23 protein-coding genes and 1 tRNA gene are annotated in these 23,394 nt (G+C 75.3%); 12 read left to right on the forward strand and 12 right to left on the reverse strand.

Annotated features, from left to right (window positions below; all coding sequences use genetic code 11):
- Positions 1-21: 21 nt before the first annotated feature.
- Positions 22-1,119, reverse strand: a complete 1,098-nt coding sequence (locus ACZ514_RS12955) for a serine hydrolase domain-containing protein (RefSeq protein ID WP_469124709.1) — start codon at positions 1,117-1,119, stop codon at positions 22-24.
- A gap of 261 nt (positions 1,120-1,380) precedes the next feature.
- Complete coding sequence (locus tag ACZ514_RS12960) at positions 1,381-1,953, reverse strand: C40 family peptidase (protein WP_468165069.1); 573 nt, start codon at positions 1,951-1,953, stop codon at positions 1,381-1,383.
- Positions 1,954-2,157: 204 nt separating this feature from the next.
- On the opposite strand from ACZ514_RS12960, the gene ACZ514_RS12965 reads away from it, so the two are divergent.
- Together ACZ514_RS12965 and ACZ514_RS12970 are read left to right on the forward strand one after the other, a co-directional pair.
- Positions 2,158-2,955 (forward strand): RICIN domain-containing protein, encoded by a 798-nt coding sequence (locus ACZ514_RS12965; RefSeq protein WP_469124710.1) that lies wholly within the window; start codon positions 2,158-2,160, stop codon positions 2,953-2,955.
- A gap of 107 nt (positions 2,956-3,062) precedes the next feature.
- The gene (locus ACZ514_RS12970; protein WP_469124711.1) at positions 3,063-4,295 is read left to right on the forward strand and encodes a M14 family zinc carboxypeptidase; all 1,233 of its coding nucleotides are present in this window, start codon (positions 3,063-3,065) and stop codon (positions 4,293-4,295) included.
- Here the strand turns inward: ACZ514_RS12970 and ACZ514_RS12975 are convergent.
- Together ACZ514_RS12975 and ACZ514_RS12980 are read right to left on the reverse strand one after the other, a co-directional pair.
- On the reverse strand, positions 4,277-4,735 hold the full coding sequence (locus ACZ514_RS12975) for a GNAT family N-acetyltransferase (protein WP_469124712.1): 459 nt from the start codon (positions 4,733-4,735) through the stop codon (positions 4,277-4,279). The two genes, ACZ514_RS12970 and ACZ514_RS12975, sit on opposite strands and share 19 nt — an antisense overlap.
- Before the next feature lie 207 nt (positions 4,736-4,942).
- The gene (locus ACZ514_RS12980) at positions 4,943-5,515 is read right to left on the reverse strand and encodes an FHA domain-containing protein (protein WP_468165077.1); all 573 of its coding nucleotides are present in this window, start codon (positions 5,513-5,515) and stop codon (positions 4,943-4,945) included.
- 121 nt (positions 5,516-5,636) lie between these two features.
- Here ACZ514_RS12980 and treZ point away from each other — a divergent pair, with 121 nt between their 5' ends.
- Positions 5,637-7,388 (forward strand): malto-oligosyltrehalose trehalohydrolase, encoded by a 1,752-nt coding sequence (gene treZ / locus ACZ514_RS12985; protein WP_469124713.1) that lies wholly within the window; start codon positions 5,637-5,639, stop codon positions 7,386-7,388.
- A 48-nt stretch (positions 7,389-7,436) separates the two neighbouring features.
- On the opposite strand, the gene ACZ514_RS12990 is transcribed toward treZ, so the two are convergent.
- On the reverse strand, positions 7,437-8,312 hold the full coding sequence (locus ACZ514_RS12990; RefSeq protein ID WP_468165081.1) for an alpha/beta fold hydrolase: 876 nt from the start codon (positions 8,310-8,312) through the stop codon (positions 7,437-7,439).
- Positions 8,313-8,394: 82 nt separating this feature from the next.
- Between ACZ514_RS12990 and ACZ514_RS12995 the strand changes: the two genes are divergently transcribed.
- Positions 8,395-8,949 carry a CGNR zinc finger domain-containing protein gene (locus ACZ514_RS12995; RefSeq protein ID WP_468165083.1) on the forward strand — a complete coding sequence of 185 codons (555 nt, stop codon included), beginning with the start codon at positions 8,395-8,397 and terminating at the stop codon, positions 8,947-8,949.
- Positions 8,950-8,986: 37 nt separating this feature from the next.
- Here ACZ514_RS12995 and ACZ514_RS13000 read toward each other — a convergent pair whose 3' ends face one another.
- Positions 8,987-9,835, reverse strand: a complete 849-nt coding sequence (locus tag ACZ514_RS13000; RefSeq protein WP_469124714.1) for a LysR family transcriptional regulator — start codon at positions 9,833-9,835, stop codon at positions 8,987-8,989.
- 160 nt (positions 9,836-9,995) lie between these two features.
- Between ACZ514_RS13000 and ACZ514_RS13005 the strand changes: the two genes are divergently transcribed.
- Both ACZ514_RS13005 and ACZ514_RS13010 read left to right on the forward strand, forming a co-directional pair.
- Positions 9,996-10,775, forward strand: a complete 780-nt coding sequence (locus ACZ514_RS13005) for a CTP synthase C-terminal region-related (seleno)protein (protein ID WP_468697338.1) — start codon at positions 9,996-9,998, stop codon at positions 10,773-10,775.
- Positions 10,776-10,848: 73 nt separating this feature from the next.
- Positions 10,849-10,921 (forward strand) — tRNA-His (locus ACZ514_RS13010).
- 72 nt (positions 10,922-10,993) lie between these two features.
- On the opposite strand, the gene ACZ514_RS13015 is transcribed toward ACZ514_RS13010, so the two are convergent.
- Complete coding sequence (locus tag ACZ514_RS13015; RefSeq protein ID WP_468165089.1) at positions 10,994-11,749, reverse strand: alpha/beta fold hydrolase; 756 nt, start codon at positions 11,747-11,749, stop codon at positions 10,994-10,996.
- Positions 11,750-11,874: 125 nt separating this feature from the next.
- Positions 11,875-13,935: a phosphocholine-specific phospholipase C gene (locus ACZ514_RS13020; RefSeq protein ID WP_469124715.1), complete on the reverse strand. Its 2,061-nt coding sequence runs from the start codon at positions 13,933-13,935 to the stop codon at positions 11,875-11,877.
- 378 nt (positions 13,936-14,313) lie between these two features.
- Here ACZ514_RS13020 and ACZ514_RS13025 point away from each other — a divergent pair, with 378 nt between their 5' ends.
- Genes ACZ514_RS13025 through ACZ514_RS13050 form a run of 6 tightly spaced genes read left to right on the forward strand, consistent with a single transcriptional unit; the run spans position 14,314 to position 20,128 of the window.
- Complete coding sequence (locus tag ACZ514_RS13025) at positions 14,314-15,336, forward strand: 3-oxoacyl-ACP synthase III family protein (protein WP_468165093.1); 1,023 nt, start codon at positions 14,314-14,316, stop codon at positions 15,334-15,336.
- Positions 15,333-16,079: a glycosyltransferase family 2 protein gene (locus ACZ514_RS13030; RefSeq protein WP_469124716.1), complete on the forward strand. Its 747-nt coding sequence runs from the start codon at positions 15,333-15,335 to the stop codon at positions 16,077-16,079. The genes ACZ514_RS13025 and ACZ514_RS13030 overlap by 4 nt, the downstream gene beginning before the upstream one ends.
- On the forward strand, positions 16,079-17,569 hold the full coding sequence (locus tag ACZ514_RS13035; protein ID WP_469124717.1) for a class I adenylate-forming enzyme family protein: 1,491 nt from the start codon (positions 16,079-16,081) through the stop codon (positions 17,567-17,569). The genes ACZ514_RS13030 and ACZ514_RS13035 overlap by 1 nt, the downstream gene beginning before the upstream one ends.
- On the forward strand, positions 17,566-18,141 hold the full coding sequence (locus ACZ514_RS13040; protein ID WP_469124718.1) for a glycosyltransferase family 2 protein: 576 nt from the start codon (positions 17,566-17,568) through the stop codon (positions 18,139-18,141). Before ACZ514_RS13035 ends, ACZ514_RS13040 begins: the two co-directional genes overlap by 4 nt.
- The gene (locus tag ACZ514_RS13045; RefSeq protein WP_469124719.1) at positions 18,138-19,229 is read left to right on the forward strand and encodes a cytochrome P450; all 1,092 of its coding nucleotides are present in this window, start codon (positions 18,138-18,140) and stop codon (positions 19,227-19,229) included. The genes ACZ514_RS13040 and ACZ514_RS13045 overlap by 4 nt, the downstream gene beginning before the upstream one ends.
- Positions 19,226-20,128 carry an NAD-dependent epimerase/dehydratase family protein gene (locus ACZ514_RS13050; RefSeq protein ID WP_468165103.1) on the forward strand — a complete coding sequence of 301 codons (903 nt, stop codon included), beginning with the start codon at positions 19,226-19,228 and terminating at the stop codon, positions 20,126-20,128. The genes ACZ514_RS13045 and ACZ514_RS13050 overlap by 4 nt, the downstream gene beginning before the upstream one ends.
- On the opposite strand, the gene msrB is transcribed toward ACZ514_RS13050, so the two are convergent.
- The 4 genes from msrB to ACZ514_RS13070 all read right to left on the reverse strand — a co-directional run bounded on the left by msrB (position 20,109) and on the right by ACZ514_RS13070 (position 23,390).
- On the reverse strand, positions 20,109-20,516 hold the full coding sequence (gene msrB, locus ACZ514_RS13055; protein WP_469124720.1) for a peptide-methionine (R)-S-oxide reductase MsrB: 408 nt from the start codon (positions 20,514-20,516) through the stop codon (positions 20,109-20,111). The two genes, ACZ514_RS13050 and msrB, sit on opposite strands and share 20 nt — an antisense overlap.
- A 15-nt stretch (positions 20,517-20,531) precedes the next feature.
- A complete protein-coding gene (murC, locus tag ACZ514_RS13060) occupies positions 20,532-21,935 on the reverse strand; it encodes a UDP-N-acetylmuramate--L-alanine ligase (protein ID WP_469124721.1) in 1,404 nt (467 codons plus the stop codon).
- A gap of 60 nt (positions 21,936-21,995) precedes the next feature.
- Positions 21,996-22,463 carry an indole-3-glycerol phosphate synthase gene (locus ACZ514_RS13065; protein WP_468165108.1) on the reverse strand — a complete coding sequence of 156 codons (468 nt, stop codon included), beginning with the start codon at positions 22,461-22,463 and terminating at the stop codon, positions 21,996-21,998.
- A gap of 144 nt (positions 22,464-22,607) precedes the next feature.
- Complete coding sequence (locus ACZ514_RS13070; RefSeq protein ID WP_468697322.1) at positions 22,608-23,390, reverse strand: pyrimidine reductase family protein; 783 nt, start codon at positions 23,388-23,390, stop codon at positions 22,608-22,610.
- Positions 23,391-23,394 lie beyond the last annotated feature (4 nt).

Here is a 23,394-nt window from a genome sequence, read left to right on the forward strand (position 1 = left end):
CGGGAATGAGCGGGACGGCCCTCAGGCGTTCCGGCAGAGGGCCGTGTCCACGAGCTTCTCGACGTGCCTGGTGACCGCTCCGTCGACCGGGTCGGTGGTCACCGCGACAGCGGCGGCGCGCCCGTCCTCGGTGACTCCCCCGCGGGTCTCGTAGCCGGCGATGTCGCCGCCGTGGCCCCAGTAGACGCCGCCGCACGACAGCGGCCTGCTCATCAGGCCCAGCCCGTAGCCGGCTCCCGTGTCGCCGAGGGGGACGGTGGTGCGCATCTGGGCGAGCTGGGCGGGCCGCAGGAGGCGGCCGTCCAGGAGCGCGGTGAGGAACTGGTTGAGATCGGCGTTGGTGGAGATCATCTGGCCGGCGGCCCAGGACGCGGAGGGGTCGATCTCCGTGACGTCGCGCAGGGGCGCGCCCGGCGCGTCCTGGTGGTAGCCCCTGGGATGGGGTTCCCGGATGGTCATGTCGCCGGCGGCGGGGAAGTAGGTGTGGCGCAGTCCGAGGGGCCGGACGATCCGTTTGTCGATCTCCTCGCCGAGGGGACGGCCGGTGGTCTTCTGGACGATGAGGCCGGCCAGGACGTAGTTCGTGTTGCTGTAGGCCCAGCCGGTTCCCGGTGCGAAGACGGCCTTGTGCCGGAAGGCGATGTCGAGGACGTCGCGGGGTTCGAGGTAGCGGTGCCCGAGGATGTCGTCGGTGACGTCCGCCTCGTAGTCGGGCAGTCCGCTGGTGTGCTGGAGGAGTTCGCGGACGGTGATGCGGCTCCCGTCGATCCCTTCGCCGCGCACGAGGCCCGGGAGGTGGGTCTCGACCTTGTCGTCGAGGCCGATCCTGCCCTCGCCGACCAGTTGCAGCACGACCACGGCGGTGAACGTCTTCGTGTTGCTGCCGATGCGCACCTGCCCGTCCCTGGCGCCGGCGGTGTACGTACGGGAGCGCCCGTCGCGGTCCGTGACGCTCGCCAGGGCGGCGGGCACGCGGTCCTCGGCCACCAGGGCGTTCAGCCCCTGTTGGACGGGGTCCGGGCGGGCGGTGGCGGCCGCGGCCGGGGCCAGGGCGCCGACGGCCATGACGGCCGCGGCCGCGGCTCGTGCGAGGGTCCTGCGACGGGTCTGCCTGGGCATGGGTGAACTCCTACGGAAATGCGGGGAATCGGTGGTGTGCCCAGCATTTCCGTATGCGGCGGTCCGGGCGATCCTGCTGCCCGCATGCCGCGGGGTGGGGCTTTCCCCCGGCCGCCCCCGCCTGCCCCCGGGCCTTCCCTCAGCGCCAGGTCCGGTCGCCGTCGAGCGTGCCGGCGTCGGCGGTGGTGGCCGCCGGGGCGGAAGCGGGCAGGATGCCCGCGGGGACGGCCGTACGGGCGTCCACGCCGTGCCCCGGTGGGGTCAGCCGACGATGTTGACGGGGCGGTAGGCGTGGTAGCCGTCGCGGCCGTTCACGCCGTAGGAGTGCTTCTTCCAGCGCGTTCCGACGCCGCCGGCCTGCTCGTAGGACTTGTAGACGGTGTGCGCGCTGTTGGCCCAGCCGTCGAAGATGACGACGTGGCGGTGGTCGGCGCTGCTGCTGTTGGCCTTGATGACCAGGTCGCCGGGGGCGAGGTCCTTCATGGCGATGCGGCGGGTGAAGCCGTCGTTCTTGAGGGAGACGGTGTTGGGGCCGGGCTTGCGCAGACCGAGGGTCATGGAGACGTAGCCGGAGCAGTCCTGCCGGTAGCCGTCCTTCCAGTATGTGGTCTGGCTGTAGGGGACCGGGCGGCCGTTGTTGGCGGTCAGCCACGTCCTGGCCCGGGCGAGGACCTCCGAGCGGGTGATGCGGGGAGCCGCCCGGAGGGTCTCGGCCGAGGAACCGGCCGAGGAACCGGCCGCGGGGGCCGGCGGCGCGGCCAGCGCGAGGGAGCCCAGGGACAGGAGGGTGGTCAACGCGGCCGTGGCCACGCGGCGGGTGAGGTTGACGGACATGCCCGTCCTCCGATTTCCGGCAGGGGGAACGCGCCGGTACGGCGCAGGTGGTGGGATCGCCGCTCACTCGACGGGGAGCCGGCTGACGCAGAGTCTGCGGCGGTCCGGCGAGGCCGCGCAACGCTGTCCCGTTTGCTTCGGGCAAGTCGGGATCCCTACCCTTTTGACCTGCTGGGACACGACCATCCCGGGACAGGGGCGAGCATGGTGGACGTCGGCGGGCGCAGCCCGGGGCAGCAACTGGGCGGGGCGCTGAGGGCGCTGCAGCAGCGGTCGGGGCGGACGCTGCGCTCCCTGGAGTCGGAGGTGATGATCAGCGACTCCTCGCTGTCCCGCTACTTGCGCGGCAGCACCGTCCCGCCGTGGAGCACCGTCCGGGACCTGTGCCGGGCCCTGGGCGCCGACCCGGCGGAGTACCGGGCCCTGTGGGAGGCGGCGGACCGCAGCCAGCCGGCGCCTCCGCCGCCGCCCCCGGTCCGCCCGTGGTGGCGCGGCCGCTGTGCGTGGGCGGCCGTCGGCGCCCTGGCCGGGCTGGTGCTCGGCACCGCGCTCTGCCTCCTCGTCCTGGCGCCCGGGCCGCCGCCCCCGCAGCCGCGCGCGGCGGGCGGGGGGCCGGCTGGGGAGGCGCCGCCACGGACCGACCTGACGCGGATCTTCGTCAACCGCTCCACGGGCAGCTGCCTGGACCACAGCCTCGACCAGGGCCTGCGCTCCTTCCCGCCGAACGGCACGAGCTACCAGCGCTGGACCGTCCACCCGCTGCCCGACGGCACCAGCACGGTCAGGAACCACGCCACCGGTGCCTGCCTGGACAGCGACGAGGAGGGCGGACTCGTCGCCCGCTCCTGCGACAAGGCCCCGTCGCAGCGGTGGACCGTCACGACGTGGCCCGACGCGTCGGCCGAGGTCAAGAGCCGGACCACCGGTCAGTGCCTGGACGACGGACCCGCCGGCCTGCGCGCCCTGCCGTGCGACCGTTCGGACCGTCAGAAGTGGGGCTGAGCGCGGGTCCCGTAGCGGACGGCATGCTCACGGCACCGGCCGAGGGCCCCTGCCGGGCACACGTACGTTCGGTCCCCGCGGAGCAGTAGCCGGCCGGTATGGCGGGCATGGCATCACATGTGACCCTCCTCCGTGACATGTGCTATCCCACCCCGCACGAACTCGCCCTGGCCGGACGGGCCCTGGCCGACGCGCACCCCGGCCGGGTGCGGATGCGGCAGGCCGGTGTCTCCCGGGGCGGCAGGCCGCTGTGGCTGCTCTCCGTCGACGGGCGGCGCGGCGCGCCCCGGGAGGTGCTCGTCGTCGCCGGGGCCCATGCCAACGAGCCCGTCGGCGGAGCGACCGCGCTGGACCTCGCCCGGCGGGTGATCCGGACGGGGGGCGGCGGCGCCGGCTGGCACTTCCTGCTCTGCGCCGACCCCGACGGCGCCGACCTGCACCGCACGCCCCGCCCGTACTCGCTGCTGGACTACCACCGCAACTTCTACCGGCCGCCCGGCCCGGAACAGCCCGAGTGGGCCCCGTCCCTGCTCCCCCCGGACCGGCTCCCGCCCGAGACCCGCGCCCTGACCGCCCTCCTGGACCGGCTGCGGCCGGTCCTCCAGGTCTCCCTGCACGGTACGGACCTCGGCGGGTCCTGGGTCCAGCTGACGCGTGACGTGCCGGGACTGGCCGAGCCCTTCGGGAAGTCGGCGGCCGAACTGCGGATCCCGGTGGAGACCCGGGCCTCGGACGCGGCCGGCTGGGGCACGCCCGGACCCGGGATATTCGTGATGCCGCAGGCCGGGAGCGAGGACACCCGGCTCAGTACCTGGTGCCGCCACCACGGGACCACCGCGATCGTCGAAGTCCCCATGTGGGCCTCGCCCGTGGTGGACGACCCGGCCCCGCACCCGGACCCCCGGCGGGCCCTGCGCGTGCTGGCGGAGCGGCTGACCGGTGAGGCCGCGCGGGTGGCCGGGCTGCGGGTGGGGGTCGCGGCGGCCGGGCCGGGCGCGGCCGCCCTGCTGCGGGCGGTGGACTGGACGCTCGGGCTGATCCCGCAGGTCACCGCCGAGTGGACGGCTCCCGGGGCCCCCGCCGAGGCCACCGCGGCCTCCCTCGGCAGCATCGACGCCTTCGGGCGGCGGCTCTCGCTGCGCGCCGCCGCGATGCTGCTGCGCGTCCTGCGGTCCCAGGCCCATCCGTCGGCGCCCGCCCTGGACCGCCTGGTGACGGGGTGGTGCGAGGAGTTCTCCGCCCGCTTCCAGGCCCGCTGGGTGCCGGTGGCCACGCAGGTGGAGCACCAGTCGCGGACGGTCCTGGCCGCGTACGGGTGTCTTCAGACCGGCCAGGCGTAGCGCCGCTTGGGGCGGCCCGTGGCGCCGAGGCGGTCGTAGAAGCGGATCGCGCCCTCGTTCCAGTCGGGGGTCTGCCACTCGACGTGCTCGAGGCCGAGGCGCCGGGCGAGACCGGCCACGCCCGCCATGAGGGCCGCCCCCAGACCGTGGCCCCTGGCCTCCTCGGCGAGGTAGAGGCAGTCCATGTGGAGGTAGGGGCGGGCGTCCCAGAACGCGAACTCCTCCGAGCAGGCGGCGTATCCGGCCACCGCGCCCGCGGGGGTCTCGGCGAGCAGCACCCACAGCCGGGCCTCCTCGGCGAACAGCCGGGGACCGAGGCGCTCGCCGAGGTCCGCGGGCCGGGGCGCGGACTTCTCGTACGCGACGTGCTCGTGGATGAGTTCGGTGAGACGCGGAAGGTCTTCGGGACGGGCGGGGCGCACGAGGTCGGTGTGGTCCATGAAGGGCATACTGCCGGGCTTCCGGTCGGCGGTGGAGCACGGGTGTCCTGCCGGCCCGCGGCCGGCGCCGAACCCGGGACGGGAGGCCCCGGGCGGTCGGCCGCCGGCCTCCTCGCTCCGCTGCCGGACCGTCCCCGCCGTCACCGGGCCCAGCCCGGACGGCGGTCCGTCACGGACCGGTCGTGCCCGACCGGCGCTGCCGGCCGCTCACTCCTGCGAGAGCCGGAAGCTCACCCTTCCGAATCCCACCTGGTCCCCCGGCCGCACCACGGCCGTGCCCGTCACGCGGCGCCCGTTGACGGTGGTGCCGTTGGTCGAGCCGAGGTCCCGCAGCAGCCACGTCCCGTCCCGCATGCTCAGCTCCGCGTGCGCCCGCGAGACCGTGTCGTGGCTGAGCCGCAGCCCGTTGCCCGGGTCGCGGCCGATCCGCAGCGGGCCGGCGGCCGGGTGGGGGAACAGCAGCGCGGGCAGGCGCTCCACCTGCCAGGCCCGGCGTACGCCGGCGGACACCGCCGAGGCCCGGCCCACCCAGCCGAACAGCCGGCTGGTCCACGGGCCCGCGGCGCCGCGCGCTCCCTCCCGCGTCTGGAGGTCGGCGAGGAGGACGGCGAGGTCCTCGGAGCGACGGGCCGCCAGCGCGAGTTCCATACGGCGCAGGAAGGTGTCGTGCGACAGCCTGCCGAGGGCCGCGCCCTCCCTGAGCTGGCCCAGCGCCCGGTCGCGCTCCGCATCGGAGAGCCGGGGGGCCGGATAGGCGGGGAACTCGAAACTCGACGTCACAGGGTGATTGTCGGCCCGTCGGGTGCGGGGTGTCCAGAACTCCCCCGCCGGGCCCGGAATGATGGGCACGATACGGGCAGGATACGCATGCTGGACACCGCCGGAGACGAGGGGACCGTCCGTGCAGTTCGAGGTGTGGGCACCGCTGACAGGTCGGGTCGCCATGCGACTGAACGACACCGCCTACGAGATGAGCCCCGACCCGGCACCCGGGCGCTCCGGCTGGTGGGTCGCCGAGGCCCCGGCGGCCGACGGCGACCGGTACGGGTTCCGCCTCGGCGACGATCCGGTGGTCCGGCCCGATCCGCGCGGGCGCCGGCTGCCCGACGGTACGGAGGGCCTGTCGGCGGTGGTCGACATGGCGGCCCTCACGCCCCGGGTGCCGCCGCCGCGCGTCCCGCTCCAGGACGCGGTCCTGTACGAGCTGCACGTCGGCACCTTCACCCCCGAGGGCACCTTCGAGGCGGCGGCCGCCCGCATGGGGTACCTGGCCGGGCTGGGCGTCACGCACGTGGAGCTGATGCCGGTCTGCCCCTTCCCTGGCCGGCACGGCTGGGGGTACGACGGCGTCGCGCCGTGGGCGGTGCACGAGCCGTACGGGGGCCCGGCGGGGCTGGCGGCGTTCGTGGACGCCGCGCACGCCGCCGGGCTCGGGGTGGTGCTGGACGTGGTCCTCAACCACCTGGGCCCCTCCGGCAACCACCTCCCCGCCTTCGGCCCCTACTTCACCGACACGCACCACACGCCCTGGGGCGCGGCGCTGAACCTGGACGCGCCCGGCTCCGACGAGGTCCGCTCGTACCTGATCGGGAGCGCGCTCGCCTGGCTGCGGGACTACCGGATCGACGGGCTGCGGCTGGACGCGGTGCACGCGCTGGCCGACGGGCGGGCGCTGCACTTCCTGGAGGAACTGGCGGCGGCCGTGGACGGGCTGGCGGCGGAGACCACGCGCCCGCTCTTCCTGATCGCCGAGTCCGACCAGTGCGATCCCCGCCTGACGACGCCGCGTGCCGCCGGGGGCCTGGGGATGCACGCGCAGTGGAACGACGACTTCCACCACGCGCTGCACTGTGCCCTGACCGGTGAATCGCAGGGCTACTACGCGGACTTCGCCGAGGCCCCGCTCGGCGCCCTCGCCAAGACCCTGACGCGGGCGTTCTTCCACGACGGCACCTGGTCGTCCTTCCGCGGCCGCACCCACGGCCGGCCGGTGGACCGGCGCCGCACCCCCGCGCACCGTTTCGTCGGCTACACCCAGACCCACGACCAGGTCGGCAACCGGGCGCTGGGCGACCGGCTGTCGGCCTCCTGCTCCCCCGGGCTGCTGGCCTGCGCGGCGGCGCTGGCGCTGACCGGGCCCTTCGTGCCGATGCTGTTCATGGGCGAGGAGTGGGGCGCCGGCACCCCGTGGCAGTACTTCACCGACCATCCCGACCCGGAGCTCGCCGAGGCGGTGCGCAGCGGCCGGCGGCGGGAGTTCGCGTCGCACGGCTGGAAGGCGGAGGAGATCCCGGACCCGCAGGACCCGGCGACCCGCGCCCGGTCCTGCCTGGACTGGGCCGAACCGGAACGGGAGTCGCACGCCTGGCTGCTGGAGTGGTACCGGACCCTGATCCGGCTGCGCCGCACCCACCCGGACCTGCGCGACCCGGACCTCGCGGCGGTCCGGGTGGCGTACGACGAGGAGCGCCGCTGGCTGACCTTCCGGCGGGGCGAGGTGCGGGTGGTGGTGAACCTGTCGACGGAGTCGGTGACGGTGGCGCTGGGCCGCAACGGGGTGCGGGTGCTGGCCTCCTGGGAGCCGGTGGAGCATCCGGGGCCGGACGGACGGATCCGCGTACCGGGCGAGTCGGCGGTGGTGCTGGGGCCGTGACGCCACCGGGGAACCCCGGGGTCGCCGCCAGGTCCCGCGGGATGCCGGCTACGGGAGATCCGTGAGGAACGCCGCGATCAGGGGGGCGATCTCCGGGAGGTGGGTTTCCAGGGCGAAGTGGCCCGCGCCCTCGAAGACGTGGACGTCCGCGTCCGGGGCGTCCCGCAGGTACGCCTTGGCCCCGGCCGGGGTGAAGAAGGGGTCCCCGGCGCCCCAGACGACCAGCACCGGCACCCCCGCCGACCGCAGCCAGGCCTGCCAGGCCGGGTAGTGCGCGAAGTTGGAGGCGTAGTCGAAGGCGAGGTCGGCCTGGGCGTCGGTCCGTCCCGGCAGGTTCAGGTAGTGGACGTCCAGGGTCCAGCTGTCGGGGGAGAGGAGGCCGGTGTCGGCGACGCCGGTCTCGTACTGGAAGCGGGTGCCCTCCAGGGTGAACAGGCCCCGGACGCGCTCCTCGTCGGCCGGGACCTCCCGCCGCAGAGCGGTGAACTCGCGGGCGGCGTCCGAGAGGCCCTCCTCGTACGCGTTGCCGTTCTGCACGATCAGCCCGGTGACCCGTTCGGGGCGCCGCGTGGCGAGCCGGAGTCCGACGGGGGCGCCGAAGTCGAAGACGTACAGGGCGAAGCGGTCGAGGCGCAGGGCGTCGGTGAAGCCCTCCACGATGTCGGCGAGCCGGTCGAAGGTGTAGGTGAACCCCTCCGGTGCCTCGGTCCGGCCGAAGCCGGGGTAGTCCGGGGCGATCAGGCGGTACGGGGTGTCGCCGAGGGCGTCCATCAGGCGGGCGAACTGGTGCGAGGCGGTCGGGAAGCCGTGCAGCAGGAGGAGTACGGGGCCGTCGGCGGGGCCGCTCTCGCGGTAGGCGACGCGTACGCCGTCCACGTCGACGGTGCGGTGCCGGACGGACGGGATGGTGCGGCGAGCGGTCATCACATGCCTCCTGGGTGGGTGGTGGCATTAGCTTTGCCGATCACCCGCTAATGGGTCAAGCGATTCAGGTATCATTAGCCAGGTGAAGGTGACCTTTCCGCTCATCGGCGAGCCGCTGGCTCTGGACCTCCTCAACACCCGCACCGCCGGGGGCGATCTCGTCGCCGGTCCCGCGGGCCTCGCGGCGTGGCTGGCCGAGCAGGCCGGGAGGCTGACGCCGGTCGAGGAGACGGGCGCGGCCGAGGTGGCCGCCGTACGGGCCGTACGGGAAGCCGCGCGGGCGGCGCTCGAGGCCACCCTGCGCGGTGAGCGGCCCCCGGCCGGCGCCCTGCGCACGCTGAACGCCGCCCTGTCCGCCGCCCCGTCCCACCGGGAGCTGGCCTGGACCGGGGCAACCGGCCTCACCGCGGCCCCGCACCGGCCGCCCGGCCCCGCGCGGCGGCTGGCGGCGGAACTGGCCGAGGCGGTCGCGGAGCTCCTGACCGATCCCCGCGTGACGTCGGTCCGCGCGTGCGAGGCGGAGGACTGCGTCCTGCTCTTCCTGCCGGCGCATCCGCGACGCCGCTGGTGCGTGGCGGCCGCCTGCGGCAACCGCGCGCGGGTGGCCCGCTATTACGCCCGTCACAAGCGCCCGTGACACCCGTCGCCGGCCGGGCCGGGAGCCGGCGCGGCGGTCATGCCGGGCCTCCCGCCGTGAGGCGTGCGGCGAGCGCGGCGGCCGCGCCGGACAGGCCGGCGGGCGCGAGCAGCTCCGTACGGTGCGCGAGGCGGGGTGCGGCGAGCGGTACGGCGACCCCCGCGCGGGCGGATTCGGCGAGCGGACGCGGCAGCAGCACGAGGCCGTGCCCGGCGGCGGCGAGAGCGCACAGGGCGTGCGGGTCGGTGCCCTCGTAGCGCAGGCCGCCGCGTCGGGCGGTGAGCGGCAGCCCCACGTCCGGCGCGTCGAGCCAGCGCGCGTCGGCGAGGTCGTCGAGCCGGACGGAGCGCCGCGCGGCGAAGGGGTGCCCGGCGGGGAAGAGGACGGCGAGCTCCTCCTCGCCGACGCCGGTGACCCGCAGCGGGGCCACGTCGGGCAGCCGCAGCGGGTCGCTCGGGGCGGCGAGGCCGTCGACCAGCCCGAGGTCGCAGTCCCCGGCGGCGACAGCGGCGGGCACCCGGTCCGGGGGCAGTACCCGCAGGGTGACGCCGGTGGCGGGCAGGGCGGCGGGCAGCCGGGGGCCGGCGGCGGCGAGCGGGGAGGCGGCGAGGGTGATCCGGCCGGGCGGGGCGGTGGCCAGCCGCAGTACGTCGGCACGGGCCGCGTCCAGCCGCAGCAGCAGTGGCCGGGCGTGCTCCAGCAGCCGCGCCCCGGCCGGGGTGGGGGCGACGGGCCGCCGGGTGAGCAGCTCGGTGCGCAAGTCGCCCTCGAGCGCGGCGATGTGCTGGGAGACGGCGGACTGGGTGTAGCCGAGTTCGCGCGCGGCGGCGGAGAAGGAGGCGAGGCGGGCGACGGCGGTGAAGGTGCGCAGCAGGTGGGGGTCCATGCCCGCAGGATGGCACCGCACCTCGGCTCCACCCCTCAGCACCCCACCTGGGCACCACCCCCACAGCACCGCTCGTCAGCACCGCCCATCAGCGCCGCTTATCGGCCGTGCGGAAAAGGTCGTTGGCGCTGGAGCGGCACGGGGTCGCAGGATGGTCCGCATGACCACCGCGCAGACCGCGTACGGCCCGTCCGTCGCCCGGATCGCCCTCGTCGGCGACCGCTCCCCGCACGTGGAGTCCCACACCCGGATCCCGCTCCTGCTCGACGCGCTGGCCGCCCGCGACGGGCTGGTGCTGGACGCCTACTGGATCCCGACCTCGGCCGCCGCGGCGGAGGCCGCGGCGGGGACCCTGTCCGGGTTCGACGCCGTGTGGGTGCTGCCGGGCAGCCCGTACGCGAGCGAGGCCGGGGCGCTGGCGGCGATCCGGGTCGCCCGGGAGGAGGGCGTGCCCTTCCTCGGGACGTGCGGGGGCTTCCAGCACGCGCTGCTGGAGTACGCCCGCCACGTCTGCGGGCTGGCGGGGGCCGCGCACGCCGAGAACGACCCCGGGGCGGACGACCCGCTGATCGCCCCGCTGACGTGTTCGCTGGCCGGGCACGAAGGACTCGTACGGACCGAGCCCGGTTCCCTGGCCGAGTCGGCTCTCGGGGCGGAGCGGTCGACGGAGCGCTACCACTGCCATTATGGGCCCTCGGCCCGCCACCTGCCGGTGCTCGCCGCGCACGGGCTGCGCATGTCCGGGCACGACGGGGAGGGGCGGGTGCGGATGGCGGAGCTGCCCGGGCACCCCTTCTTCCTCGCCACCCTCTTCCAGCCGGAGCTCGCCGGGGACGGCTCGCGTCCCCACCCGGTGATCCGCGCCCTGGCCGTCGCGGCCGTCGCCCGCGCCGCGCGCCGCGCGGCCGGGACGTCCGCCGGCCGGCGGGACGCCGGATGACCGGTCGCGGGACCACCCGTGGGATCGGCTATGCTGTGCGTGCACGACGAACGGGTGGTCACCGCCCTTCGTGGTGGGTGTAGCTCAGTTGGTAGAGCACCTGGTTGTGGTCCAGGTGGCCGCGGGTTCAAGTCCCGTCACTCACCCTGTTGGTCCCGTAGCGGGTACGAGGTTCGCCTCGTGCCCGCTACGGGCTTTTCCGCCGGACGGGCCCGGGATCAGCCCCGCAGGAAGGCCTCCACCTCCGTGACGAAGGCCACGGGCGTCTCGTGCGGCGGGTAGTGGCCGGCGCCGGGGATCGTCACGACCCTGCAGTTCGGGTACGAGGCCTGGAAGGTCGTCCGCATGACCTCGGCGGTCAGGGCCAGGTCGTACTCCCCCACCAGGACGAGCACCGGCACGGTGCTGCCCTTGACCGCGGCGGACAGGTCGCGCGGCTGCCAGTCGGCGAAGTAGCCGGCGAAGGCCTCGGGGCGGGAGACGGCGAGGGAGTGGCCGACCATGCGCTCCAGCCAGTGGCGGCTCGCCCGGTGGCCGGTGACCAGGTCGAGGATGGTGCGGCGCTTGTCGGGGTCCTCGGCGGCGCCGTGGAAGAGGGCGTGGGTCGCGTCGTCCATCGCGTACGGCCCGGCGGGCACCGGGGTGAGCCCGATGAGCTTCTCGACGCGCTCGGGGGCGCGGGCCAGGACCTGCTGGGCGGCCTTGCCGCCCATGGAGTGGCCGATCAGGGAGAAGGTGTCCCAGCCCAGCTGGTCGGCGAGGGCGAGGACGTCGTCGGCGATCTCCGGGACGGTGTAGCGGCCGGACACGTCCCGGCGCTCTCCGTAGCCCCGGTAGTCGAGGAAGGCGTACGAGAACCCCCGCGGGTCCAGGTAGTCGAGCACGGAGCCCCAGTTGGCGGAGGTACCGAACCAGTCGTGCAGCACGATGACGCGGACGGGTCCGGTGCCGATCCGGCGATGGGCGATGGCCATGCGTTCTCCCTCGGTGACGGGGGTGGCGGAAACCGACGCCGTAGGTACTGCCCATCCGGCCCCCGGTCACACCACCGCCCGCGGCGGTGGTGTGACCGGGCCGGTCCGCCCGGAGGGCGGACGTGTCAGACGGTCCTGATCGCCGGGTCCGAGACGCCCGCGGCACCCGTCTCCACGTGCCCCGCGAAGCGGCGCAGGAAGGTGGTGTCGGCGTCCGAGACCACGGAGACGTCGTACCAGCGGCCCGAGGCGCGCAGGTCGACGGTGTGGGAGACGGTGGCGCCCGGGTTGACCCTGAAGGTCTGCGGGGCGCCGCCGTAGGTGTTGGTCACGGTGAGGTTCACCGCGGCGGTGCCCCCGTTGACCAGGGTCAGGGCCAGGTTGCCGGTGGCGTCCACGTGGCGGGCGGTGACCTCGGGGCCGGCCTTCTTCGCCGGGCCCTTCCAGGTGCGCAGGAAGCCGTTGGGGCCCCAGACCGTGAGGTCGATCCTGTTGCCGGTGGAGCTGCTGGTGGACCAGGTGTCCGAGAGGGTCTTGCCCGCCTCGACCGTGTAGGGCCAGGGGCCGTCCGTGCGGTTGCCCGAGGTGCTGTGGAAGTGGGCGCCGAGCCGGGGACCGGAGGAGAAGGTGAGCGTGAACTTGCCGGTGGAGACGGTGCGGGAGCCGTCCACGTACGGGCTGTAGCCGAGGGCGCGGGCGGGCTTGGACCCGGCCTCCTGCCTCGGCAGGGTGCCGGAGGCCGGCGGGGTCGGGTAGTAGGACGGGTGGCGGTTCTTGTCCGGCGGCACGTACCCGGCCGTCGAGGGCAGGGCGGCGGGCGCCGCGTCCGCCAGGGTGAAGTCGAAGGCCGAGGTCAGGTCGCCGCAGACCGCGCGGCGCCACGGGGAGATGTTGGGCTCGTGCACCCCGAAGCGCTTCTCCATGAAGCGGATCACCGACGTGTGGTCGAAGGTCTCCGAGCAGACGTAGCCGCCCTTGCTCCACGGGGAGACCACGATCATCGGGACGCGCGGCCCGAGTCCGTAGGGGCCGGCCGCGTACCCGCCGCCACCGGGGTAGAGGTCGCGGGAGACGTCGGCCGTGGACAGGCCCCAGGCCGAGGAGGCCGGCGGGTACGGCGGGACCACGTGGTCGAAGAAGCCGTCGTTCTCGTCGTACGTGAGGAAGAGGGCGGTCTTGGCCCACACCGCCGGGTCGGCCGTCAGCGCGTCGAGGACCTGCGAGATGTACCAGGCACCGAAGTTCGCCGGCCAGTTCGAGTGCTCGCTGAACGCCTCGGGGGCGGCGATCCAGGACACCTGGGGCAGGGTCCCGTTCAGCACGTCCGCGCGCAGCCGGTCGAAGTAGCCGTCGCCCGCCTTGACGTTCGTGCCGGTGCGGGCCTTCTCGTACAGGGCGCTGCCGGGCTGGGCGTTGCGGTAGGCGTTGAAGTACAGCAGCGAGTTGTCGCCGTAGTTCCCGCGGAAGGCGTCGTTGATCCAGCCCCAGTGACCGGCCGCGTCCAGGCCGTCGCCGACGTCCTGGTAGACCTTCCAGGAGACGCCGGCGGCCTCCAGGCGTTCGGGGTAGGTCTTCCAGCCGTACCCGGCCTCCTGGTTGCCGAGGACCGGGCCGCCGCCCAGGCCGTCGTTGCCGGTGTGACCCGTCCACATGTAGTAGCGGTTGGGGTCGGTGGCGCCGATGAACGAGCAGTGGTAGGCGTCGCACACGGTGAACGCGTCGGCGAGGGCGTAGTGGAAGGGGATGTCCTTCCGGGTCATGTACGACATGGTGGTGGCGGTCTTCGCCGGGACCCACTTGTCGTACTTGCCGTTGTTGTAGGCCTGGTGGCCGCCCGCCCAGTCGTGGTCCAGGCCCGTGAGGAACTGCATCCCGAGGTCTTCCGCCTGCGGGTTGAAGGGCAGGACGTCCTTCGACCCGTCGGACTGGTGGAAGACCGGCTTGCCGTTGTCCTGGAGGACCGGCCGCGGGTCCCCGAAGCCCCGGACCCCCTTCATCGCGCCGAAGTAGTGGTCGAAGGAACGGTTCTCCTGCATCAGGACGACGACGTGCTCGATGTCCTGGATCGTTCCGGTGACGCCCTGCGCGGGAATGGCGGCGGCGCGCGCGATGCTCTCGCCGAGCATCGTGGCGGCCGCGGTGCCGCCGGCGATCTGGAGGAACCTGCGTCGGTTGAGTTCAGCCATGGGTGACGACCTCTAGGGGGTGAGGGGGGATCGAGGGGCGCCCCAAGGACAGCGGTCCCGGGGTACCGGACGGGGATCCCCGTCTGACGTCGGGCCGTACAGCGGACGAACGGAAGGCCCCGTCGACGACGGCTCCAGGACGGTCCCGGCATCCGCCGCACCGGCCTCCCGCGCACCGCGACGGAGCCCCGGCGGGGGCCTGAAGGGGCGTGCCGTGCGCTCCGCTGCCGGAACGGTACGTCCCTCACGCCGCGCACGACAGACCCCGGTGTCACCCCGGCCGGCCCGGAGCGGCACGCGCGCCTACTCAGCGCCCCCACAAGGGAACTGAGCATCCGTACTCAGGCCCCGGCGCGGCCCGGTCGTCATCGTGGAGGCATGTCCAGACAGTCTTGTGATCCGCGCCCGCGCGTCGGCATAACCGCCGTCGCCAGCCTGCTCCCCGAGGACGCCGTGTCGTCCGACGAGCTCCAGCGGGAGGTGTCCCGGCGCAGCGGTCTCGCGCTGCCCGCGCGGCTCCTGACGCAGGCCACCGGGATCGTGTCGCGCAGGGTCGCGGCCCCGGGGGTGTACGCCTCCACGCTCGCGGTGGGCGCGGCCCGCCGGGTGCTGGACTCGGCCGGGCTCTCGCCGCTCGACGTGGACCTGCTGGTCTTCGCCTCCGCCTCGCGGGACGTGGTCGAGCCGGCGACCGCGCACATCGTGCAGGCCGGACTCGGTTCCCGGGCGCACGCGGTGGACGTGACCAACGCCTGCAACAGCTTCGTCAACGGGATCGACCTCGCCCGCAGCGCGGTCCTCGCCGGGCGGGCCCGGCGGGCGCTGGTGGTCACCGGGGAGACCCCGAGCCGGGCGGTGCGCAAGGACCCCGCCGGCCTCGCGGAGTTCCGCGGCGCCTTCGCGGGCTACACCTTCGGCGACGCGGGCGCGGCCGTCCTGCTGGAGGAGGTGGGCAGCGGCGGGATCCTGGACGTGGACAGTGAGACGCATTCCGAGCACTGGGAGGTCGGGGGCATCCCGGGCGGCGGGTCGCGGCACCCGCGCGGGGACGCGTACACCTACTTCCAGGGGGACGGGCACGAGCTGCGCGGCGTGTTCGAGAAGGTGGGGACCGCGGTCATCGACCGGACGCTGCACCGGACGGGCATGGACTGGGACGGCTTCGCGAAGGTGCTGGTGCACCAGGTGACGGTGCCGTACCTGGAGCGGTTCGCGGAGCTGACCGGGGTACCCGAGGAGAAGCTGGTGGTCACGGTGCCCGAGCTGGGGAACGTGGCGAGCGCGAGCATCGGGGTGCAGCTGGACCGGGTGTTCGCCGGGCTGGCGACCGGGGAGCGGGTGCTGTTCGTCGGGCTGGGCGGCGGGATCAGCATCATGACGATGGTCTGGGAGAAGTCGTGAGCGCGCGCCTGTGGGTGGTGGTGCCCGCGCACGAGGAGGCGGCGCGGCTCGGCCGGACCCTGCGGGCGCTGGCCGAGCAGCGGGACCGGGACTTCACCCTGCTGGTCGTGGACAACGCCTCGGCGGACGGCACCGGCCGGATCGCGCGGGAGTTCGCGGCGGGGGCGCCCTTCCCGGTGGAGGTGATCGAGGAGCCGGAGAAGGGGGTCGGCTCGGCGGTGGACACCGGTTTCCGGTACGCGATCGGGCGCGGCGCCACGCTGCTGGCGCGCACGGACGCGGACTGCCTGCCCCGGCCGGGGTGGACGGGCGCGGCCCGGGCCGCGCTGCTGGCCCGGCCGGGGCTGGTGTGCGGGCGGGTCACGGCCCGGCGCGACGAGCACGGTCCGCTGGGCCGGGCCGGTTTCGCGTGCCTGGTCGCGCTGGCGGCGCTGTTCGGGCGGCTGCGGCCCGGGCACGCCCGGCGGCACGGCTTCCGGGCGCCGTACCGGATGCACGCCGGGAACAACATGGCGATCACCGCCGAGCTGTACCTGGCCGTGGGCGGGATGCCGCGGCGCCCCTCGCCGACGGACCGGCTCTTCCTGAACGCGGTACGCCGCCACACCGACCGGATCTCCCGCTGCCGGGGCATGGTCGTGGAGAACTCCACGCGCCGGCTGCGCGCGTACGGCCTCGCCGGGACCGCCCGCTGGTACCTCGGCCGGGGCAGCGGCACGCACGGAACGGACGACCCCCGCTGATGCTGGACCGACTCGAACACGCGCTGCGGGCCCGCCCCGAGCAGCCCGCCGTGCTCTCCGCGACCCGTTCCGGCGGCACCCGGGTCCGCGCCACCCGGGGCGAAGTCGCCGCGCTGGCCGACGGCTTCGCCGCGGCGCTGCACGCGCGCGGACTGCGCGCCGGGGACACCGTCGGCGTCGCGGTGCGGCCGGGCCCGCGCGCGCTGGCGGTGCTGCTCGCGCTGTGGCGGCTCGGGCTGTGCGGCGCGGTGCTGGACCCCGGTGCCGGGGCGGAGGTGCTGCGGGCCCGGCTCCGGCTGGGGCGGCCCGCGCTGGTGCTGGCCGACGCCGCCGCGCAGGCGGTGGCGGGATGGGCCCGGCCGCTGGCCCGGCGGGCGGCGCTGGAACTGCCGGAGCTGGCCTCGCTGGGGCCGGTGGCCACGGTGGGGCCGCGGCTGCCGGGGTGCGCGCCCGCCCTGGGGCGGGGGGCGTCCGGGGCGGGGGCGCCGGCCCGGTACGAGGGGGACGGGGACGCGGTGGTCGTGTTCACCTCCGGGACCACCTCGCGGCCCCGGGCCGTGGTGCACACCCGGGCGGGGCTGGCCGCGGGGATGGAGACGGTCTCCGCGCTGTTCGCCGCCGGGGGCGGCCGCGGGGAGCCCGTGCTGGGCGGGACCTTCTTCGTGCTGGTGCCGTCGCTGACGGGCGGGGCGCCGGTCGCGCTGCCGGCCCGCTCCCCCGCGACGCTGGCCCGGCAGCTGGACCGGCTCCGGCCCCGCGACACCTATCTGACCCCGCCCCAGCTGCGGGACGCGCTCAGCGCGGGGGCCCGGTTCGGGGGCCGGGTGTGGACGGGTTCGGCTCCGGCGAGCGCCGAACTGCTGGGCCGGGTCCGGGAGGCGGGCGCGGAGCAGGCGTGGGGGGTGTACGCGCTGACCGAGCTGTTCCCCGCGGCGGCGGTGGAGTCCCGGGAGAAGGCCGCCTTCGAGGGGGCCGGGGACCTCGTGGGCGCCCCGCTGCCCGGGGTGCGGACCGCCGTGGACGCGGACGGCCAGCTGCTGCTGACCGGGCCCGCGGCCCGGGACCGCTACCTGGGGGAGCCGCCCGACCCGTGGGTGGCCACCGGGGACCGGGCGGCCCTGGACGGCGCCGGGCGGATCGTGCTGGGGGGCCGCTGCAAGGACATGGTGCTGCGCAGGGCGGAGAACATCTACCCGGGCCTGTACGAGCCGGGCCTGCACGTGCCGGGGGTGGAGCTGGGCGTGCTCGTCGGGGTCCCGGCGGGCGACGGGGACGAGCGGCTGGTGGCGGTGGTCCAGCCGCGCCCCGGTGTCCCCGAGCCGGCCCTGCGCGCCGCGCTGTCCGAACCGCTGCGGCGGATGGGCACCGCCCGGCCGGACGCGCTGCTGTTCGCGCGGATCCCGCTGTCGGGGCGCTCGCGCAAACCGGACCGGGCGGCGGTGTCCGCGCTGGCGGCCCGGCTGGTGACGGCCGCCGGGACGGGGTTGTGAGCCTGTGGGTGGTGATCCCCGCGTACCACGAGGCGGGGTCGATCGGGGCGACCCTGGCGGCGCCGGCCGCGCCGTACGACACCGGCTTCCGCCTGGTGGTGGTGGACAACGCCTCCACCGACGGGACGGCCCGGATCGTACGGGAGTTCGCACGGTCGGCGCCCTTCCCCGTCGAGCTGGTCCACGAGCCCGGGCCGGGGGCGGGGACCGCCGCCGGCACCGGCTTCCGGCACGCCGTACGCGGCGGGGCGCGCCTGTTGCTGCGTACGGACGCGGACTGCCTGCCCGCCCGGGACCGGACGGCCGTCGCCCGGGCGGAGTCCGGCCGGGGGGCGGAGGCGCTGTGCGGGCGGAGCGTGCCGCGCCGGGACGAGCGGCCGTCCTCCGCCGAGTCCCGGCTGCTGCCGGCGCTGGTGCGGCTGGCCGCGCTGTACGGGCGCGTGCGCGCCGCGCACCGGGTGGTGGAGAACAGCCCGCGGCGGCTGCGCTCCTGGGGTGCGCGGCGCACCCTGCTCTGGTACTGGGACCGGCGCTGCCGGCCCACCAACACGGAAGAGGTCCACGTCAGATGACCACCACCGCCCGGGCACGGGCTCGCCGGCGCGACCGCCGGGTCTACCTGCGCAGCCACCCGTTGCTGTTCGGGCTGCTCGCCGCCACGCGCGGGCGGGCCGTGCGCCGGATCGGGGGCACGGTGCTCGTGCACGACGCCGACGCCTACCGGGAGGCGCTGACCCGGATCCCGCTGGACCGGACGGCGGCGGGCACCACGGGCGGGGCCGCGCGGGAGGCGCTGCGCGGGGACGGCGGGGTGCTGTTCGACCAGGAGGGCGGCGGGCACCGGGCGGGCCGGCGTTCGCTCGCGGAGGGCCTCGGCGCGGCCGGGGTGGAGGAGCTGCGCGCGGTGTGGCGGCCGCTGCTGGTACGGGGTCCGGCTCCGCTGGCCCGGGGCGCGGAGGTGGACGTGGTGGCGCTGGCGCGGGAGCTGGCCGGCACGGTGGCGGCGGCCCTGCTGGACAGCCCGGCCGCGCCGCGGGAGCTCGCGGAGGCGGCCGCGCGGGCCGCGTCGGCCTCGGTGCGCAGCCACCTGCCGGGCCCGCCGAGGCCCGGCGCGGGGGCGGCGGCGGCCCGGGCGGCGGAGCACCTGCGGGGGCTGCTGGGCGGCGGGGACGCCCTGGACGCGATGGTGGCGGTGGCCGCGGTGAACACCACCGTGGCGGCGGTGCCCCGGGCCGTCGCCTGGTGCGCGGACGCCGGGCTGTGGGGGCAGGCCGCGGACCCGGTGCTGCGGCCGCGGCTGGCGGAGGAGCTGCTGCGGGTCACGGCGGCCTCGCCGCTGCTGCCCCGGGTCGCGGCCGGGGCGGGGACCGTCGGGGGCTGTCCGGTGCGGGGCGGGGACCGGCTGCTGCTGGTGGCCCGGTACGCGGCGGGGGCGCACCGGCGCGACCCGGACGGGCGGGATCCGGCGGGGGCGGGGACGGCGCGGCTGGTGTTCGGGGCGGGGCCGCACGTGTGCCCGGGGGCCCGGCTGGCGACCGTCCTGCTGGGCGACGTCCTGGAGGCGCTGGCTCCGTACCGGCCGGTGGTGACGCGCTCCCGGGTGGACCGGCGGGCGGCCCTGCCGGGGTGGCGGGTGCTGCGGCTGAGGGCGGGTTCATGAGGATCGCGGTGACGGGGGCGAGCGGCTTCTGCGGCGGGCACGTGGCCCGCGCGGCCGCGGCGTCGGGTGCGGCGGTGGTCTGCCTGGGCCGCGGGCCGGGCCCGCTGGGCGAGCACCGGTTCTGGGACGCGGCGTCCGCCGTGCCGGACCTGTCGGGCGTGGACGTGGTGGTGCACTGCGCGGCGGCGGTGGGCGATCCGGCGCCGGGCTCGCGGGCGGAGGCCGCCATGCGCGCCGTCAACGTCGGGGGCACCGAGCGGCTGCTGCGCGCGGCGGCCGGGCGGCCGGTGGTGTGGGTGAGCAGCGCGAGCGTCTACGACCCGCGGCGGGACCGTCGCCGCGTCACGGAGGACCATCCCCGAGCGCACCACCTGAACGCGTACGGCCGTACGAAGGCGGCGGGCGAGGCGCTGGCGCTGGAGGCGGGCGCGGTGGTCCTGCGCCCGAGGGCGGTCTACGGTCCGGGCGACACCCAGCTGCTGCCCCGGCTGGTCTCCCGGGTCCGCGCCGGGACCCTGTTCCTGCCGGGGCCGGACGTGCGGCTGAGCCTGACGGCGGTGGAGAACCTGGCGGACGCCTGCCTGGCGGCGCCCGGCTGGGTCCCGGGCGCGTACAACGTGGCGGACGCGGCCCCGTACGGCCGGGACGCGGCGGTCGGCGCGGTGCTGCGCGCCCACGGGGTCCGTGCCCGCGTCCGGCACCTGCCGCTCCCGGCGGCGGGCGCGGCGGCCCGGGCGGCGCAGTCGCTGGCCCGCCTCAGCGGATCCGAGCCGGTTCTCAGCCGTTACGCGGTGGACCAGCTGGCGCACCCGGTGGTCCTGGACCTGACCAGGGCCCGCTCCCAGGGGTGGACCCCGCGGCGGACCCTGGAGGACTACCTCAGCTCTGTGCGGGGGTGAGCCGCAGGGAGATGCTGTTGATGCAGTACCTCTGGTCCGTCGGGGTGGGGTAGCCCTCGCCCTCGAAGACGTGGCCGAGGTGGGAGCCGCACTTCGCGCAGAGGACCTCGGTGCGGACCATGCCGTGCGAGGTGTCGGCCTTCAGCTCCACCGCCTCGCTGTCCTTCGGGTCGTAGAAGGACGGCCAGCCGCAGTGCGACTCGAACTTCTCCGAGGAACGGAAGAGCTCGGCGCCGCAGCCGCGGCAGGAGTAGACGCCTTCCGTCTTGGTGTCGGTGTACTCACCGCGGAAGGCGGGCTCGGTGCCGGCGAGGCGCAGCACCTGGTACTCCGACGGGGTCAGCTCCGCCTGCCACTGCTCGTCCGACTTCTGGACCTCGTACGCCATGACTCTCCCGCTCCCTCAGTTCGACAGGCGGGCGATGGTTTCCAGGATCCGGGGGCCCAGATCCGTGACGTCGCCCGCGCCCATCGTGAGAACGAGATCGCCGGGCTTGGCCATTCCCGCGATGACGTCGGCGACGGCGTCCTTGTCGTGCTCGGCGGCGACGTCGGCGCCGGCGGTGCGGGCTGCGGAGATGATCAGTTCGCTGGTGACGCCGGGGATCGGGTCCTCGCGGGCCGGGTAGATGTCGAGGACGACGGAGGCGTCGGCGAGGGCGAGTGCCTGGCCCATCTCCTTGCCCAGTTCCTGGGTGCGGGAGAACAGGTGGGGCTGGAAGACGACCAGGATGCGGGAGTCCCCGGCGGCGCCGCGGATGGCCTCCAGGTCGGCGGTCATCTCCGTGGGGTGGTGCGCGTAGGAGTCGATGACCTGGACGCCGGCCGCTTCGCCCTTGAGCTGGAGGCGGCGCTTGACGCCGGTGTACTTGCCGAGGGCCGAGGCCAGGTTGTGCGCGGGGATGCCGAGGGCGACGCCGGCGGCGAGGGCCGCGACGGCGTTGTGCGCGTAGTGGCGGCCGGGCACGGAGACCGTGAAGGTGAGCGGGCGGCCGTCGAGGAGGACGGTGACCTCGCTGGTCAGACCCCGCGGGGTGATCTTGGTGATGCGGACGTCGGCGTCCTCGTCCTCGCCGTACGTGACGACGTTCAGGCCGTCGCGGCCGGCGACGCGGCGGGCGATCTCGGCGGCGCCTTCCTGGCCGTGGGCGACGACCAGGGTGCCACCGGGGACGATCTTGCCGACGAAGGTCTCGAAGGACTCGTAGATCTCCTCCATCGACGCGTAGTTCGCGTGGTGGTCGAGCTCCGCGTTGAGGATGATCGCGACCTGCGGGGTGTACTTGTGGAAGCTGCGGTCGCTCTCGTCCGCCTCCGCCACGAAGACCTCGCCCTCGCCGTGGTGGGCGTTGGAGCCGGGGGCGTCCAGGTCGCCGCCGATGGCGTAGGAGGGGTCGAGGCCGAGCGCCGAGAGGGAGACCGCCAGCATCGAGGTGGTGGTGGTCTTGCCGTGGGTGCCGGCGACGGCGATCGGGCGCAGGCCGTCCATGACGGAGGCGAGGGCGTCGGAGCGGTGCACGACCGGGATGCCGAGCTCGGCGGCGCGGGCCAGCTCGGGGTTGTCGGCGCGGATCGCGCTGGAGACGACGACGCAGGTGGCGTCGGCGGCGAGGTGGCCGGCGGCGTGCCCGATGTGGACCGTGGCCCCGTGGGCGCGCAGCGCCTGGGCGGTCTCGGAGTCACGGGAGTCGCTGCCGGCCACCCGCGCGCCGCGCTGGGCGAGGATCTTCGCGATGCCGGACATGCCGGCGCCGCCGATGCCGATGAAGTGGGGCCGTTCCATCGCGGTCGGCAGGCCGGGCTTCATTCAGGTCGCTCCAGGATCGAGTGCGGGACGCGCTGCCCGCCGGGGTGTGTCCGCCCCAGCCTATTCGTTGTGGGCGAAGAGCTTGAGCACCGGAACCTCCACCTTGTGCCGGGCGCGGGAGGCCCAGTCGCGGTGGAAGAACTCCTCGACCAGGTGCGGGGCGGTCAGGACGATCACCTCGTCGGCGTTGGTCTCGTCCACCACGGCCTTGAGTTTGTCGAGGGGATGGTCCTCGACGATCTGGCCGACGGCCTCGGCGCCCTTGGCCCGCAGGGCGGCGAGCGAGTGTTCGAGCGCCTGTGCGGCGGGGCCGAGGGCGGCGTCGCCCTCGGGTACGTCGGCCTCGCGGAGGGCCTCGGGCAGTTCGCCGAGCGCCACGTCGTCGATGGCCCGCAGCAGTCGGTCCCGGTCTCCCCTGGGTTGCATGAGGACGAAGAAGGAGACCGGGTCCTCTCCGTGCAGAGTGGTGACGAAGTCCACGTCCACCGGGGTCAGCGGCTGCTCGATCATCAATACGCTCGTGAACACGGACGCCCTCTCCTTCATGGCGGGGGCCGGTCGGCCGGCCCCTGCAAAAACCATCCTGCCCCGCTGGCGCGCGGGGCCTCGCAGCTATGTGTGCCCAGGTACGTACCCCTCGGAAGCTAAGCGGAACGAGAAATTCCGCTCTTGTCAGATCCGACGGTAGCTGGTGAAGAGGAACCCGGCCTCTTCCAGTACGCAGGCGGGCGCGAGCCGGTGCGGAACGGTGACGGAGGGCCCGCCGGAGATCCGCTGGGCGTCACCCGCCGTGAGCGTCGGGGAGATCGTCAGGCACAGCTCGTCGAGCACGTCGGCGGCCACGAACTGGCCCAGCAGCCGGGGTCCGCCCTCGGTCAGCTGGCGGCGCAGCCCGCGCGCGGCCAGCTCGCGCACCGCCCGCTCCGGGTCCACCGCGGCCCCCTCGCCCGCCACCACGACCTCGGCGCCGGCCGCGGTCGCCTCCGCCACCCGGTCGGAGGGGGCGCCGGCGCCGGTGACCACCAGGGTGGGGACCAGGGGCGAGGTGAACAGGGGCAGGCCGAAGTCCAGGTCCAGGCTCGCCGTGACCACGGCGATGACGGGCGCGGGCCCCTGTCCGGCGGCCGTGCGGCGCGCCGCGAAGGCCTCCCGGGCCCGGGCCGGGCGGTAACCCTCCTGGCGAACCGTTTCCGCCCCGACGACCACCACGTCGGCCAGGGCCCTCAGGGTGCCGAAGATCCGCATGTCGGTCTCGCCGGAGATGGGATGCGAGCGGCCGTCGTGCTGCGCGGCGCCGTCGAGGGTGGAGACCATGTTGGCCCGCAGCCAGTGCGCGCCGGGGGCGAGGTCCGGATAGGCGTACGCTTCGGCCAGCTCGTCGAGCGACCACTCGCGGTCGGCCGTGGCCCCGGACGGGGCGGATGTCTGATCGGTCACAGGGAACAGGCGTCGCATCGGT

Source organism: Streptomyces sp. NPDC034086, assembly GCF_055575515.1.

Excerpts from the sequence above, each read along its gene's own strand:
- ACZ514_RS13050 (WP_468165103.1), top strand. The coding sequence starts at position 19,226 with ATGAGGATCGCGGTGACGGGGGCGAGCGGCTTCTGCGGCGGGCACGTG.
- ACZ514_RS12975 (WP_469124712.1), bottom strand. The coding sequence starts at position 4,735 with ATGGACCACACCGACCTCGTGCGCCCCGCCCGTCCCGAAGACCTTCCG.
- ACZ514_RS13020 (WP_469124715.1), bottom strand. The coding sequence starts at position 13,935 with ATGGCTGAACTCAACCGACGCAGGTTCCTCCAGATCGCCGGCGGCACC.
- murC (WP_469124721.1), bottom strand. The coding sequence starts at position 21,935 with ATGAAGCCCGGCCTGCCGACCGCGATGGAACGGCCCCACTTCATCGGC.
- ACZ514_RS12965 (WP_469124710.1), top strand. The coding sequence starts at position 2,158 with ATGGTGGACGTCGGCGGGCGCAGCCCGGGGCAGCAACTGGGCGGGGCG.
- ACZ514_RS13005 (WP_468697338.1), top strand. The coding sequence starts at position 9,996 with ATGACCACCGCGCAGACCGCGTACGGCCCGTCCGTCGCCCGGATCGCC.
- ACZ514_RS13070 (WP_468697322.1), bottom strand. The coding sequence starts at position 23,390 with ATGCGACGCCTGTTCCCTGTGACCGATCAGACATCCGCCCCGTCCGGG.
- ACZ514_RS13035 (WP_469124717.1), top strand. The coding sequence starts at position 16,079 with ATGCTGGACCGACTCGAACACGCGCTGCGGGCCCGCCCCGAGCAGCCC.
- ACZ514_RS12960 (WP_468165069.1), bottom strand. The coding sequence starts at position 1,953 with ATGTCCGTCAACCTCACCCGCCGCGTGGCCACGGCCGCGTTGACCACC.
- ACZ514_RS12970 (WP_469124711.1), top strand. The coding sequence starts at position 3,063 with ATGGCATCACATGTGACCCTCCTCCGTGACATGTGCTATCCCACCCCG.
- msrB (WP_469124720.1), bottom strand. The coding sequence starts at position 20,516 with ATGGCGTACGAGGTCCAGAAGTCGGACGAGCAGTGGCAGGCGGAGCTG.
- ACZ514_RS12955 (WP_469124709.1), bottom strand. The coding sequence starts at position 1,119 with ATGCCCAGGCAGACCCGTCGCAGGACCCTCGCACGAGCCGCGGCCGCG.
- ACZ514_RS12990 (WP_468165081.1), bottom strand. The coding sequence starts at position 8,312 with ATGACCGCTCGCCGCACCATCCCGTCCGTCCGGCACCGCACCGTCGAC.
- ACZ514_RS13045 (WP_469124719.1), top strand. The coding sequence starts at position 18,138 with ATGACCACCACCGCCCGGGCACGGGCTCGCCGGCGCGACCGCCGGGTC.
- ACZ514_RS13015 (WP_468165089.1), bottom strand. The coding sequence starts at position 11,749 with ATGGCCATCGCCCATCGCCGGATCGGCACCGGACCCGTCCGCGTCATC.
- ACZ514_RS13000 (WP_469124714.1), bottom strand. The coding sequence starts at position 9,835 with ATGGACCCCCACCTGCTGCGCACCTTCACCGCCGTCGCCCGCCTCGCC.
- ACZ514_RS13025 (WP_468165093.1), top strand. The coding sequence starts at position 14,314 with ATGTCCAGACAGTCTTGTGATCCGCGCCCGCGCGTCGGCATAACCGCC.